Genomic DNA, 13,008 nt, shown 5'->3' with positions numbered 1-13,008 from the left:
ACACCCGGTTTTATAGTTAAGCCATCAACCACTTCTGCCAGCTGGCGTTGACCTGAGCCCGTTCCTGGCCAAACGCCTCTGGCTCCACGCTGCCCGGCTGCTCCTGCAACGCCAGATGGTGTAGCGCATCGCGAAGCGTGGTGTAGGCGTGAGTTAGCGCCCTCGCCTCTGCATCGTCCATAATGTCGTTCTGCGCCAGTAGTTCCAGAATACGTACGTTATCGGACCAGCGCGTCAGCTTCGGTTTATCGCTGGCATAGCGTAGGACCAGATACTGGGTAATAAATTCAATATCCGTGATCCCACCAGCATCAGCTTTAATATCAAAACGATCGGGATGCTTATTACCGAGATGCGCGCGCATTTTTTCACGCATTTCCCGCACTTCGGTTTGCAGTTTTTCCCCTTCACGCGGTGTAGTGAGAATATCCCGGCGAATGTCATCAAAACGCGCCTGAAGTTCAGGATCGCCATACACTACGCGGGCGCGAACCAGCGCCTGATGTTCCCAGGTCCAGGCCTCGTTTTGCTGATAATCGGCAAATGAATCAGCCGTCGTCACCAGCATACCCGCCGCACCTGAAGGACGTAAGCGAGCGTCCACTTCGTACAGAATGCCCGAAGAGGTACGGGTGCTGAAAAGGTGCATGATGCGCTGGGCCAGACGCAGATAAAACTGACGTCCGTCGATTTCGCGCTCGCCGTCGGTCATCACTTCCATTGGGCAGTCGTGCAGGAACACCAGATCGAGGTCAGAACTGTAGCCCAGTTCCCAACCCCCCAGCTTACCGTAGCCAACCACCGCAAAACCGCGCCCTTGACGATCGTGAAGGTGCGTCGGCTGCCCGTAGCGAGCCACCATCTGCAACCACGCCTGCTGGACTACCGCGTCAATCATCGCCTCCGCCAACCAGGTTAAGTGATCGCTCACTTTCATCACCGGCAGCGTCCCGGCAATATCGGCGGCGGCAATATGCAGCAGTTGAGCCTGCTTAAACTGGCGCAGAGCCTCCAACTGTTGTTCTTCATCCTCTTCTGGTACGCGCAGCAGATACTGGCGCAGCTCATCGCGGTAGGCGTCGGTGGCCGTCGGCTGATAGAGGGTGTTTGGATCCAGCAGTTCATCCAGCAGCAGCGGGTGACGCGCCAGCTGGCTGGCGACCATCGGCGAAGCTGCGCATAAGCTAATCAGATGCTTTAACGCGCCGGGGAATTCGCTCAACAGCTCCAGATAGGTTGTACGGGTAACAATCCCAGTCAGCAGCGGCGTAATGCGCGCCAGCGGTACCGGTGCATCCGCACGTGAGCAAATTTCACTGAGCAGATGCGGCATCAGTTGGTCAAGCACCTGACGACCGCGTGGGCCAATGGTGCGCCGATCCAGCTCTTTACGAAAATCGGCAATCAGCGCCAGCACGCTGCGACGATCGTTATCAGCAAGATGCGCCAGCGCCGGACTGGTATCGTCCTCCTGCAATGCGTCCTGCCACAGCTCGCGCCAGTACTCTTCGAGCTGTTCATCCGGTGACTGCGATTCATCATCGCCAATCAATTCATTAAAGACGCGCCGCACGTTAGCCATCTGCTTCGCCAGCCGTGTGCTAAGCGTATCCCAATCAGCGACGCCCATCCCCCACGCCAGCCGGGCGCGATTAAGCTCATCCTGCGGTAGAGTTTGCGTCTGCTCATCGTTGATGCTTTGCAGCAGGTTTTCCAGGCGACGTAAAAACAGATAGGCTTCGCGCAACTCTGCTGCATCGCCTTCCGGCAGTAAATGCAGTTCTTCGATGGCGGCCAACGTCGGCAGCAGAGCCCGCTGTTGCAGCATCGGCTCACGCCCACCGCGAATCAACTGGAAGACCTGGACGATAAACTCAACTTCGCGGATACCGCCCGCCCCAAGCTTGATATTGTCCTTCAGCCCCCGGCGGCGCACTTCACGGGCAATCATTCCCTTCATGTTACGCAGGGACTGAATCACGCTGAAATCAATATAGCGACGGAAGACAAAAGGTCGCAGCATGGCGCGCAGCTCGCTGGCATAAGTGCCATCGTTATCGCCCATAATTCGCGCCTTCACCATCGCATAGCGCTCCCAGTCGCGTCCTTGCTCCTGGTAATAGTCCTCCAGCGCGGCAAAGCTGAGCACCAGTGGACCACTATCGCCAAACGGCCGCAGGCGCATATCCACACGGTAGACAAACCCATCTTGCGTCGGCTGATCCAGTACTTTAATCAGGCGCTGCCCAAGACGGGTAAAGAACTGGGCGTTATCCAGCTCACGACGCCCGCCGCGCGTGGAACCGTGCTCCGGCCAGGCGAAAATCAGGTCGATATCGGAGGAGAAATTCAGCTCACCGCCGCCAAGTTTGCCCATCCCGAGGATCAGTAGCGGCTGCGGCGAACCTTCAGCATTACACGGAGTGCCCCATTCGCGGCAGCAGGCGGCGTAAAGCCAGTCGCGAGCGGCAACGATTAACGTCTCCGCCAGCGCGCTAAGCTGCTGCAAACTGCTCTCTTCGCTGACCAGCGATAGCGCCTGTGCCCAGGCGATTCGTACCATAATCCAGCGGCGAAACTGGCGCAGCTCACGCATTAACGCGGCTTCATCGTTCACCTCCGCGAGGCGAACCTGCAACCAATCTGCGTAGTGACGCCACTCCTGCGCCTCGGGCGGCGAGCTTTCAAGTTCCGTCAACCACTGCGGCTGAGCGCTCAAACTTTGTTCGACGAAATCGCTGAATGCCATCACCGATTGCGCCTGCTCACTCAACGTCGATACGGGAAAATCCGCTGGCAGTCGGTCTACTACCGTCTGCCAGTGCTGCTGTAACTGCGAAGAAAGCGGCATCTTAGGGGCTCCCTGGCCTGAAATTATCGTTTTCCACTATGCAGCCAGAACGGCTCTGCTGCCAGCGCCTGGCGACGAAAATACTCGACAACGCTGCTATCGTTATGCGCTATCGCCCGGCGGGTTTCCTGCCAATTTTCCAGCCAGGAGCCTGCAACGTCTATATAGGCCCCGGACAACAGTTGAACGGTGTCAATCTCGCGGGTTAAGCGCGGAAGCTGATCGCTATAATCGTCGCCCGATACCTGACGGAAAGCGTTTTTCAGCTCTGCCGACGCTCTGGAGAGCTGAATGTCAGCGAAGCGTTTAAACGAACCAGCAATTTTTTGCTCTCCGGCAGCATTCAGGAAAGGGCGCCAGCCGCGGTTTATCAGCAGATCGGTGAGCGCCAGCTTCGCTCTGACTGCCGCCACGCTGAAAAGCGCTGCCTGGGCCGTTTCGGCCTCCGCCAGCGCCGCCTCGGCTTCGTTCAAACGCTCACGCAGCAGCGTGGTGGCCTTACGCGGGACAATGCCGCCAAACAATACCAGCGCATGCCGCACGCGGGCGATGGCGTGCAAAATCTCTGCTTTCGCTTTCGAATTGCCACGATTAAGGACTTCATCATGATACAACCAGTGCGCCAGCGCGCTTTCCAGCGCCGCTTCCAGCCCCTGTTCTACGCTGGCCTTCGGCGCGACGCGAAGGATAGATAACGCCGTCAGCGGACGTTCTTCATTGCCCTGCGCCAGATGATAACCACGCGCTGCTTTACTCAGGCTTCCCTGACGCAGTACGCCAGTATCCAGAAGACGACGAGCAAGAGTCAGAATGTCCTGCGTATTACCGGACAAGAGTTCCAGCTCCAGTTCGCAAATCGGTTCCTGATGCTCACCGGCTTTAACTTCACCGCGATCAAGAGCAATTTCAATTTCGCTATCGCCCTCCTTCACCACCCATCTTTCACGCTCAAAATCGGTGCTGAAAAGCGGTTGAACGTTCTGCGCAAGTTCCGCTGGCAGTTCGCCATTCGGCCAGACATCAGTCGGTAGTAACTCCAGCGCCAACTCTGGTTTTTCCAGCGGAATGTTATATTCCGGGCGCTGATGCAGCCCGCCCACTACGCGCCCGGCGATTTTCAGCGTCATTTCATAACGCTCCTGGTCACCGCGAATGCGCAGCCCCATATCGTGGCGGCGCAGCCAGTTATCCGCCGTTTCGTAGTAAATATTCAGCAGTTGACCCGCGGGCGTGTGCTTTGCCTCCAGCGCATTAAGCTGCTGACGCAGCGCGTCAACGCCATCTTGAGCAACGATAAACTTTAATTCGATTTCTTGAGCCATGACTGAATTCTTCCGCTTATATGCTGTGCCGGGAAATTGCGGCGAACTAACAACGATATTTCTTGTCAGTAAATAGTATTTTGCGGCGAATCGCCATGCAATGCGCATTTTGCCGGGCCACCTGATGGATGATTCCGATTGTGGCGGAAAACTTTGCGTCGCTTCGGCGATGCCACTACTATCGTTCAACTTTTTATGACCAAACGATGACCTGATGCCAAAATTACGCCTTATTACATTGACTTTGCTGGCGCTGAGCGCCGCCACGGCGGTTCACGCGGAAGAAAAGCGTTACGTTTCAGATGAACTGAATACCTGGGTTCGCAGCGGTCCGGGCGATAACTATCGTCTTGTCGGAACCATCAACGCCGGGGAAGAAGTCGCGGTGCTACAAACCAACGACAGCACTAACTATGCTCAGGTACGCGATAGCAGCGGCCGTACTGCCTGGATCCCACTGAAAGAGCTGAGCAACGAGCCCAGCCTGCGCATCCGCGTACCGGACCTGGAAAACCAGGTCAAAACCCTGACAGACAAACTGAACAACATCGATACCACCTGGAACCAACGCACGGCGGATATGCAGAAAAAAGTCGCCGGCAGCGATGCCGTCATCAACGGCCTGAAAGAAGAGAACCAAAAGCTGAAAAACGAGCTGGTTGTCGCGCAGAAGAAGGTAAATGCCGCCAATCTGCAGCTTGATGACAAACAGCGCACCATTATCATGCAGTGGTTTATGTACGGCGGCGGCGTGCTTGGCGTCGGTCTGATCCTCGGTCTGGTATTACCGCACCTGGTACCGAGCCGTAAACGCAAAGACCGGTGGATGAACTAATTCGTCTTCTCTGCCAGACTTACGTATCATCGTAAGAAAATGAAGACGGGAGAGTAAGGCGTGAAGGTTTATCTGGTCGGTGGTGCAGTGCGGGATGCGTTATTAAAGCTACCGGTTAAAGATAAAGATTGGGTCGTGGTCGGCGCCACGCCTCAGCAGCTTCTCGACGCGGGCTACCAGCAGGTAGGCCGCGATTTTCCCGTGTTTCTTCATCCGCAAAGCCGTGAAGAGTATGCCCTGGCGCGTACTGAGCGGAAATCCGGATCCGGTTATACCGGTTTTACCTGCTATGCCGCTGCCGATGTCACCCTTGAACAAGATCTATTGCGACGCGATCTGACGATCAATGCGCTGGCTCAGGGCGCTGACGGTCTGATTATCGATCCCTACGGCGGCCAGGCTGATTTACGCCAGCGCCTGCTGCGTCATGTCTCGCCCGCTTTTAGCGAAGACCCGCTACGCGTTCTGCGTGTGGCGCGTTTTGCCGCCCGCTATGCGCATCTGGGATTTCGCATCGCCGATGAAACCATGGCGCTGATGCGCGCAATGGCCGATGCCGGTGAGCTTGCGCACCTCACGCCTGAACGCGTGTGGAAAGAGACAGAAAGCGCCCTTACCACCCGTAACCCGCAGGTTTTCTTCCAGACTTTACGCGACTGCCGGGCGCTCAAGGTGCTGTTCCCGGAAGTCGACGCCCTGTACGGCGTACCGGCCCCGGCAAAATGGCACCCTGAAATCGACACTGGCTTGCATACCCTGATGACCGTCACCATGGCGGCAATGCTCTCCCCTGAGGTTGACGTGCGTTTCGCCACCCTGTGCCATGACCTGGGCAAAGGATTGACACCAAAAGAACTTTGGCCGCGCCATCACGGCCACGGCCCGGCGGGCGTTAAGCTGGTCGAGCAGCTTTGCGTTCGCCTGCGGGTGCCCAATGAGATCCGCGACCTGGCAAAACTGGTCGCCGAATTTCACGATCTGATTCATACCTTGCCCATGCTGCAACCGAAAACGCTGGTCAAACTGTTCGATAATATCGACGCCTGGCGCAAGCCACAGCGGGTCAGGCAAATCGCCTTAACCAGCGAAGCTGACGTGCGCGGGCGCGCCGGTTTTGAGGCCTGTGATTACCCTCAGGGACGCCTGCTGCTGGAGGCCTGGGAAGTCGCCCGATCGGTCTCAACCAAAGAAGTGGTCGCGGAAGGTTTTCAGGGAATAGAGATTCGTGAAGAGCTGACGCGTCGGCGGATTGAGGCCGTTGCGCAGTGGAAAGAAAAACGCTGCCCTCAGCCGCAGGACTGAGGGCAAACGCTTAGAAGAACACCACGTACACCGCTGCCGCAACAACAAAGCGGTAGATGGCAAACGGGATAAACGAAATACGTTTAATCAGTTGCAGGAAGGTTTTAATCGCAATCAGCGCGACGATAAACGCCATAATGAAGCCAACAGCAAACATCGGAATATCACCGGCGTTCAGGAACCCAATGCTCTTGTACATGTCCAGCACGGTTGCGCCCATCATCATCGGCACCGCCAGCAGGAACGAAAACTCAGAGGCCGCATAGCGGCTGACGCCCATCAGCATCCCGCCGGAAATAGTCGCCCCGGAACGCGAGAAGCCCGGCCATAACGCCAGACACTGGAAGCAACCGATCACAAACGCCTGACGATAGGTCATATCATCAATACCCACCGCGCGCGGCTGTTTTGGCTTCAGCACTTCCGCCGCGATCAGCAGCACGCCGCCGACAACCAGCGCGTACATCACGTTAACCGGATTAAACAGCGACTTGATGGTATCGTGGAAAATCAGCCCCAGCACCACCGCCGGGATCATCCCCAGAAGAATATGGATAAGCGACAAGCGACCGCTGCCCTGACCTTCATGCTCCGGCGGTTTACCGAAATGGATACCGATAAGACCGAACAGACGACGCCAGAACATCACAACAACCGCAAGAATCGAGCCTAGCTGAATCACGACTTCAAAAGTATTCGCGGTATCGCCTTCAAAACCCAGAAGATGACCGACAATAATCATATGACCAGTACTGGAAACAGGTAAAAATTCTGTCAAACCCTCAACCACACCCAATATTGCCGCCACCAGCAGCGAGTGTATATCGCTCATCCAATTAAACCCTTTAAAAAGTAAAATGAAAAAACCAGGAACTATGACCGGTATAAACGCAATTTGTTTAACGAGTATGACCTGAAAAGTTTTGTTTCAGATTAAGGCCACGTTCAATAATGACGCCAACGTTAGCCGCCCGGGCTACTGCGCCAGGCTTGCTGACTTTAATACGTACCCATGGAGATTGGAAATTTTCCAGCAACAGGTCGGCAATTTCTTCCGCCACGCGCTCCACCAGCGCAAAACGCGCGCCCTCAACGTGCTTGATGACCAACTCGCTGATATCAGCATAGCTGAGACAATCACTGACATCATCACTGGCCGCGGCTTTGCGGTTGTCCCACGCCATTTCGATATCGAACACCAGCTTCTGCTCGATGGTTTGTTCCCAGTCGTAAACACCGATAGTGGTGATTACCGAAAGTTGCTCTATAAATACAATATCCATCACGACCTGCCTGCTTTTTGGCTAAACCGGATACCACTTCCGGCCAATTATGCGTATTATCCACAGATGCAAAGACATCCCCTAAACAATTTGCGTTGCAGGAAGAGAGCGACGCGGCAAGCCTCCGGGAGCATAGCGCCGCTATGTGTCCAGGTTAGCCAATGTGCGGACGACGCGTACGCTACAGGGGATAAAACGACACTTTCTAAATGGAACAGCTGATGAGTGCAATCGCGCCTGGACTGGTTATCCTCGCCTACCTCTGCGGCTCAATCTCCAGCGCCATTCTGGTGTGCCGACTCGCTGGCCTGCCTGACCCTCGCGACAGCGGCTCCGGCAATCCAGGGGCGACTAACGTCCTGCGAATTGGCGGCAAAGGCGCGGCCGTAGCGGTTCTCATTTTTGACGTGCTGAAAGGCATGCTGCCGGTCTGGGGCGCGTGGGCCTTAGGCCTGACGCCGTTCTGGCTCGGTCTGGTGGCGATTGCCGCCTGCGTGGGTCACATCTGGCCTGTATTCTTTAACTTTCGCGGCGGCAAAGGCGTGGCTACCGCCTTCGGCGCCATTGCCCCTATCGGCTGGGATCTCACCGGCGTCATGGCCGGAACCTGGTTGCTCACCATCCTGCTTAGCGGCTACTCCTCACTTGGGGCTATCGTAAGCGCCCTCATCGCGCCGTTCTACGTATGGTGGTTTAAACCGCAGTACACTTTCCCGGTATCGATGCTTTCATGCCTGATCCTGCTGCGCCATCATGATAATATTCAGCGTCTATGGCGCCGCCAGGAGACCCGAATCTGGACGCGGTTAAAAAAGAAGAAAAAAACGCCAGAGCAGAAATAATTTTTGCATCACGTAGCCCACGGCCGCAGCTCGAAGTATGACGGTAATATGCCCTAAATAATTCGAGTTGCGGCAAGGCGGCAAGTGAGTGAGTCCCGATGAGCTTACACTAGCAAGTGATTCGGGTGAGCAAGCGTAGCCAACGCAGCTGCGGCTCGAAGTATGACGGGCATAAGCTTTTCATATGACCGGGATGATCCCCCCCCGATCAATACTCTTCGCTGCTGTTTTATCTTGATTTTGCAGGGGCGCGACATTGCACGGCACCGTGTTATCACAGAACAAAAAAGGCTGGCAGGCCACGCTGGACCTGCAGTTTCAATTTCTCGGCGGGAAAACAACGCTCGCCTCTCGTCGTCATGTCGGTCCCCTCACCGTTCAACGCCCGTTTTATCCCGAAGAAGAGACTTGCCATCTCTATTTACTTCATCCACCCGGCGGCATCGTCGGCGGCGATGAGCTGACCATTAGCGTCACCGTTGAGCCCGGTTGCCATACGTTGATCACCATGCCTGGCGCCAGTAAGTTTTATCGCAGCAGCGGTGCTCAGGCACGGCTTGAGCAAACCCTGACGCTGGCAGAAAACGCAACGCTCGAATGGCTGCCGCAGGACGCGATCTTCTTTCCCGGTGCTAACGCCTCTTTGCATACCGCGTTTCACCTCACCTCCTCCAGCACTCTACTGGCCTGGGATTTGCTGTGTCTTGGTCGCCCGGTCATCGGCGAAGCTTTTAGCCACGGTGCGCTCGCCAATCGGCTGGAAGTGTGGGTCGACGACTCCCCGCTGCTGATTGAACGCCTGAGCCTGGCTGACGGTCAGTTGGCAAGCGTCGCGCAGCAGCCGTGGATAGGGACTCTGCTGTTCTACCCGGCCAACGAAGCGCTGCTGGAAGGCGTGCGCGAACAACTCACGCCGCTGGCAAATTACGCTGGGGCTACGCTCACCGACGGCCTGCTGACGGTGCGCTTTTTAAGTGACGATAATCTGCTTTGCCAACGAGCGATGCGCGATATCTGGCAATTTATGCGCCCGCACCTGACCGGCAAATCTCCGCTAATTCCCCGAATCTGGCTGACTTAAGAGAATGCTATGGAACTGACACCCAGAGAAAAAGACAAGCTGTTGCTGTTTACCGCTGCGCTGGTGGCGGAGCGTCGCCTGGCCCGCGGCCTGAAGCTCAACTATCCCGAATCCGTGGCCCTGATTAGCGCTTTCATTATGGAGGGCGCGCGCGACGGCAGAAGCGTCGCAGAGCTAATGGAAGAAGGGCGCCACGTCCTGAGCCGCGATCAGGTCATGGAAGGCGTGCCGGAAATGATTCCTGACATTCAGGTCGAAGCCACCTTCCCGGACGGCTCGAAGCTGGTCACCGTTCATAATCCGATAATCTGAGGTGCGCGATGATCCCAGGAGAATATCAGGTAAAGCCCGGTCAGATAGCCATTAACGCTGGCCGCGCAACCTGCAGCATTATCGTTGAAAATCACGGCGACCGGCCGATTCAGGTGGGCTCGCATTACCACTTTGCCGAGGTAAATCCGGCGCTGAAGTTCGATCGTCAGCAGGCCACCGGTTACCGTCTGAATATCGCTGCCGGAACCGCGGTGCGCTTCGAACCGGGACAAAAACGCGAGGTTGAGCTGGTGGCGCTTGCCGGTACTCGCGCAGTGTATGGTTTTCGCGGCGAGGTCATGGGCAATCTGGAGGCAAACGATGAGTGAGATTTCGCGTCAGGCCTATGCCGACATGTTCGGCCCCACCACTGGCGACAAAGTGCGCCTGGCGGATACCGAACTGTGGATCGAGGTTGAAGACGATTTAACGACCTACGGCGAGGAGGTCAAATTCGGCGGCGGTAAAGTGATCCGCGACGGTATGGGGCAAGGGCAGATGCTTTCCGCCGAGTGCGTGGATCTGGTGCTGACCAATGCGTTGATCGTCGATTACTGGGGGATCGTCAAAGCCGATATCGGCGTTAAAGACGGGCGGATCTTCGCTGTCGGTAAAGCGGGAAACCCGGATATTCAACCTAACGTCACGATCCCTATCGGCGCGGCGACAGAAGTGATCGCGGCGGAAGGCAAGATCGTCACCGCGGGCGGTGTCGATACGCATATCCACTGGATCTGCCCGCAGCAGGCGGAGGAGGCGCTGGTCTCCGGCGTCACCACCATGATTGGCGGCGGTACGGGCCCAGCAGCGGGAACTAACGCCACAACCTGTACGCCGGGGCCGTGGTACATTTCGCGAATGCTGCAGGCGGCAGATAGCCTGCCGGTCAATATCGGCCTATTGGGTAAAGGCAATGGCTCCAATCCGGATGCGCTGCGTGAGCAGGTTGCAGCGGGGGTTATTGGCCTGAAAATTCACGAAGACTGGGGCGCGACGCCAGCGGCAATCAACTGTGCGCTGACCGTCGCCGACGAGATGGATGTTCAGGTCGCACTGCACAGCGACACTCTCAATGAGTCCGGCTTCGTTGAAGATACCCTGGCGGCTATTGGCGGGCGCACTATCCACACTTTCCATACCGAAGGCGCGGGCGGCGGCCATGCGCCGGATATTATCACCGCTTGCGCGCACCCCAATATTCTGCCGTCGTCGACCAACCCGACGCTGCCCTATACCGTCAACACCATTGACGAACACCTGGATATGCTGATGGTTTGTCATCACCTCGACCCGGATATCGCCGAAGACGTGGCGTTTGCCGAATCGCGCATTCGGCGGGAAACCATCGCTGCAGAAGACGTCCTGCACGACCTCGGCGCGTTCTCGCTTACCTCGTCTGATTCGCAGGCCATGGGCCGCGTCGGCGAAGTAGTCCTGCGTACCTGGCAGGTAGCGCACCGCATGAAAGTCCAGCGCGGTCCTTTGGCGGAAGAGAACGGCGATAACGATAACTTCCGCGTGAAGCGCTATATTGCCAAGTACACCATTAATCCGGCGCTGACTCACGGTATCGCCCATGAAGTCGGTTCGATTGAAGTCGGCAAACTGGCGGATCTGGTGCTGTGGTCCCCGGCGTTCTTCGGCGTAAAACCAGCGACGGTGGTCAAAGGCGGCATGATCGCTATGGCGCCGATGGGCGATATCAACGCGTCCATCCCAACGCCGCAGCCGGTGCACTACCGCCCGATGTTCGGCGCGCTGGGTAGCGCTCGTCACCGCTGCCGTTTGACCTTTCTGTCGCAGGCTGCGGTGGAAAACGGCGTCGCGGAACGGCTGAACCTGCACAGCGCAACGGCGGTGGTTAAAGGTTGCCGCACAGTGCAAAAAAGCGATATGCACCACAACGGCCTGCTGCCCAATATTACCGTAGATTCGCAAACCTACGAGGTACGCATCGACGGCGAGTTGATTACCAGCGAACCGGCAGACGTGCTACCGATGGCGCAACGCTATTTCCTGTTTTGAGGAGCGCAAATGCTTTATTTGACCCAACGGGTGGAGACCCCGACGCAGGCCACTGCCAGCGTCACCCTGCCGATTGATGTGCGGGTAAAGAGCCGCATTAAAGTCACGCTTAACGATGGTCGCCAGGCGGGCCTGCTACTGCCGCGCGGCCTGCTGCTGCGCGGTGGCGATATTCTTAGCAACGAAAATGGCAGCGAATTTATCGAGGTGATCGCCGCCGATGAAGCCGTTTCAGTGGTGCGCTGCGATGACCCCTTTGTACTGGCAAAAGCCTGCTATCACCTGGGTAACCGCCACGTGCCGCTGCAAATCATGCCCGGCGAGCTGCGCTACCATCACGACCACGTACTGGACGATATGCTGCGCCAGTTTGGTCTGGCCGTTGATTTCGCGCACCTGCCGTTTGAACCGGAAGCAGGCGCCTACGCCAGCGAGTCGCACGGCCATCATCATCACCACGATCATGGGCACAGCCACTAAATGCCGACGCTGGAAAAACGTCTGCGCCTGATGCAGCTTGCCAGCAGTAGTCTCCCGGTCGGCGGCTATAGCTGGTCTCAAGGGCTGGAGTGGGCGGTGGAAGCAGGCTGGGTGCCGGATACTGCCGCCTTTGAGCGCTGGCAGTTGCGGCAGATGGAGCAGAGCTTTTTTACCGTCGATCTGCCGCTGTTCGCCCGAGTCTATCAGGCCTGTGAAGCGGACGATCTGGCCGCAGCGCAGCGCTGGACGGCTTATCTGCTCGCCTGTCGGGAAACCCGCGAGCTGCGTGACGAAGAGCGCAATCGCGGCGCGGCTTTCACCCGCCTGCTCGCCGACTGGCAGCCCGACTGCCCGCCCGAGTGGCGTAAGCTGTGCCAGCAAAGCCAGCTTACCGGCATGGCCTGGCTCGGCGTACGCTGGCAAATCGCAGCCCCTGACCTGGCCCTGAGCCTTGGCTATAGCTGGATTGAAAGCGCGGTGATGGCGGGCGTCAAGCTGGTGCCTTTCGGCCAGCAGGCCGCTCAACAGCTCATACTGCGCCTGTGCGAACGCTATGCGGCAGATATGGACAGCGCCCTGGCCGCCCCGGACAGCGTTATCGGTTCGGCAACACCGCTCGCGGCCATCGCTTCTGCCCGGCACGAAACCCAGTATTCTCGATTATTCCGTTCTTAG

Annotated in this window: 13 protein-coding genes and 1 pseudogene; 9 read left to right on the top strand and 5 right to left on the bottom strand. The window is 57.2% G+C overall.

What is annotated here, in order from left to right; genetic code table 11:
- Nucleotides 1-16 precede the first annotated feature (16 nt).
- Together glnE and FN082_RS21625 are read right to left on the bottom strand one after the other, a co-directional pair.
- The gene (gene glnE, locus FN082_RS21630) at nt 17-2,851 is read right to left on the bottom strand and encodes a bifunctional [glutamate--ammonia ligase]-adenylyl-L-tyrosine phosphorylase/[glutamate--ammonia-ligase] adenylyltransferase (RefSeq protein ID WP_142982341.1); all 2,835 of its coding nucleotides are present in this window, start codon (nt 2,849-2,851) and stop codon (nt 17-19) included.
- Nucleotides 2,852-2,874: 23 nt separating this feature from the next.
- The gene (locus tag FN082_RS21625; protein WP_142982340.1) at nt 2,875-4,173 is read right to left on the bottom strand and encodes a CYTH domain-containing protein; all 1,299 of its coding nucleotides are present in this window, start codon (nt 4,171-4,173) and stop codon (nt 2,875-2,877) included.
- 214 nt (nt 4,174-4,387) lie between these two features.
- Between FN082_RS21625 and FN082_RS21620 the strand changes: the two genes are divergently transcribed.
- Nucleotides 4,388-5,008 carry a TIGR04211 family SH3 domain-containing protein gene (locus FN082_RS21620; RefSeq protein ID WP_139540521.1) on the top strand — a complete coding sequence of 207 codons (621 nt, stop codon included), beginning with the start codon at nt 4,388-4,390 and terminating at the stop codon, nt 5,006-5,008.
- Between the two features lie 60 nt (nt 5,009-5,068).
- Nucleotides 5,069-6,310 carry a multifunctional CCA addition/repair protein gene (locus FN082_RS21615; RefSeq protein ID WP_142462125.1) on the top strand — a complete coding sequence of 414 codons (1,242 nt, stop codon included), beginning with the start codon at nt 5,069-5,071 and terminating at the stop codon, nt 6,308-6,310.
- 10 nt (nt 6,311-6,320) lie between these two features.
- Here FN082_RS21615 and bacA read toward each other — a convergent pair whose 3' ends face one another.
- On the bottom strand, nt 6,321-7,142 hold the full coding sequence (bacA, locus tag FN082_RS21610) for an undecaprenyl-diphosphate phosphatase (RefSeq protein WP_139540525.1): 822 nt from the start codon (nt 7,140-7,142) through the stop codon (nt 6,321-6,323).
- A gap of 67 nt (nt 7,143-7,209) precedes the next feature.
- Nucleotides 7,210-7,593, bottom strand: a complete 384-nt coding sequence (gene folB, locus FN082_RS21605; protein ID WP_139540527.1) for a bifunctional dihydroneopterin aldolase/7,8-dihydroneopterin epimerase — start codon at nt 7,591-7,593, stop codon at nt 7,210-7,212.
- Between the two features lie 221 nt (nt 7,594-7,814).
- Between folB and plsY the strand changes: the two genes are divergently transcribed.
- The gene (gene plsY / locus FN082_RS21600; RefSeq protein ID WP_004854283.1) at nt 7,815-8,435 is read left to right on the top strand and encodes a glycerol-3-phosphate 1-O-acyltransferase PlsY; all 621 of its coding nucleotides are present in this window, start codon (nt 7,815-7,817) and stop codon (nt 8,433-8,435) included.
- Between the two features lie 183 nt (nt 8,436-8,618).
- Here the strand turns inward: plsY and FN082_RS30250 are convergent.
- Nucleotides 8,619-8,702, bottom strand: a pseudogene (locus FN082_RS30250) (short-chain dehydrogenase); the annotation flags it as partial.
- Here FN082_RS30250 and FN082_RS21595 point away from each other — a divergent pair.
- The 6 genes from FN082_RS21595 to FN082_RS21570 are packed head-to-tail and all read left to right on the top strand — an operon-like array spanning nt 8,692 to nt 13,008.
- A complete protein-coding gene (locus tag FN082_RS21595) occupies nt 8,692-9,516 on the top strand; it encodes an urease accessory protein UreD (protein WP_142982339.1) in 825 nt (274 codons plus the stop codon). The pseudogene FN082_RS30250 and the gene FN082_RS21595 overlap by 11 nt on opposite strands.
- A 9-nt stretch (nt 9,517-9,525) precedes the next feature.
- Nucleotides 9,526-9,828, top strand: a complete 303-nt coding sequence (locus FN082_RS21590) for an urease subunit gamma (protein ID WP_014226891.1) — start codon at nt 9,526-9,528, stop codon at nt 9,826-9,828.
- A gap of 8 nt (nt 9,829-9,836) precedes the next feature.
- Complete coding sequence (locus FN082_RS21585) at nt 9,837-10,157, top strand: urease subunit beta (RefSeq protein WP_112213688.1); 321 nt, start codon at nt 9,837-9,839, stop codon at nt 10,155-10,157.
- The gene (gene ureC / locus FN082_RS21580; RefSeq protein WP_139540531.1) at nt 10,150-11,853 is read left to right on the top strand and encodes an urease subunit alpha; all 1,704 of its coding nucleotides are present in this window, start codon (nt 10,150-10,152) and stop codon (nt 11,851-11,853) included. Before FN082_RS21585 ends, ureC begins: the two co-directional genes overlap by 8 nt.
- A 9-nt stretch (nt 11,854-11,862) precedes the next feature.
- Complete coding sequence (gene ureE, locus FN082_RS21575; protein WP_139540533.1) at nt 11,863-12,333, top strand: urease accessory protein UreE; 471 nt, start codon at nt 11,863-11,865, stop codon at nt 12,331-12,333.
- Nucleotides 12,334-13,008 (top strand): urease accessory protein UreF, encoded by a 675-nt coding sequence (locus tag FN082_RS21570; protein ID WP_139540535.1) that lies wholly within the window; start codon nt 12,334-12,336, stop codon nt 13,006-13,008. It begins immediately after the preceding gene.

The sequence above is a fragment of the Klebsiella spallanzanii genome (assembly GCF_902158555.1).
Lineage (GTDB): Bacteria > Pseudomonadota > Gammaproteobacteria > Enterobacterales > Enterobacteriaceae > Klebsiella > Klebsiella spallanzanii.
The sequence above is the reverse complement of the archived record's forward strand: the minus strand, read 5'-3'. Positions and strand labels throughout refer to the sequence as shown.

Coding starts and splice junctions, on each gene's coding strand:
- glnE (WP_142982341.1), bottom strand. CDS start 2,851: ATGCCGCTTTCTTCGCAGTTACAGCAGCACTGGCAGACGGTAGTAGAC.
- FN082_RS21620 (WP_139540521.1), top strand. CDS start 4,388: ATGCCAAAATTACGCCTTATTACATTGACTTTGCTGGCGCTGAGCGCC.
- FN082_RS21625 (WP_142982340.1), bottom strand. CDS start 4,173: ATGGCTCAAGAAATCGAATTAAAGTTTATCGTTGCTCAAGATGGCGTT.
- FN082_RS21570 (WP_139540535.1), top strand. CDS start 12,334: ATGCCGACGCTGGAAAAACGTCTGCGCCTGATGCAGCTTGCCAGCAGT.
- FN082_RS21590 (WP_014226891.1), top strand. CDS start 9,526: ATGGAACTGACACCCAGAGAAAAAGACAAGCTGTTGCTGTTTACCGCT.
- ureC (WP_139540531.1), top strand. CDS start 10,150: ATGAGTGAGATTTCGCGTCAGGCCTATGCCGACATGTTCGGCCCCACC.
- bacA (WP_139540525.1), bottom strand. CDS start 7,142: ATGAGCGATATACACTCGCTGCTGGTGGCGGCAATATTGGGTGTGGTT.
- plsY (WP_004854283.1), top strand. CDS start 7,815: ATGAGTGCAATCGCGCCTGGACTGGTTATCCTCGCCTACCTCTGCGGC.
- ureE (WP_139540533.1), top strand. CDS start 11,863: ATGCTTTATTTGACCCAACGGGTGGAGACCCCGACGCAGGCCACTGCC.
- FN082_RS21585 (WP_112213688.1), top strand. CDS start 9,837: ATGATCCCAGGAGAATATCAGGTAAAGCCCGGTCAGATAGCCATTAAC.
- folB (WP_139540527.1), bottom strand. CDS start 7,593: ATGGATATTGTATTTATAGAGCAACTTTCGGTAATCACCACTATCGGT.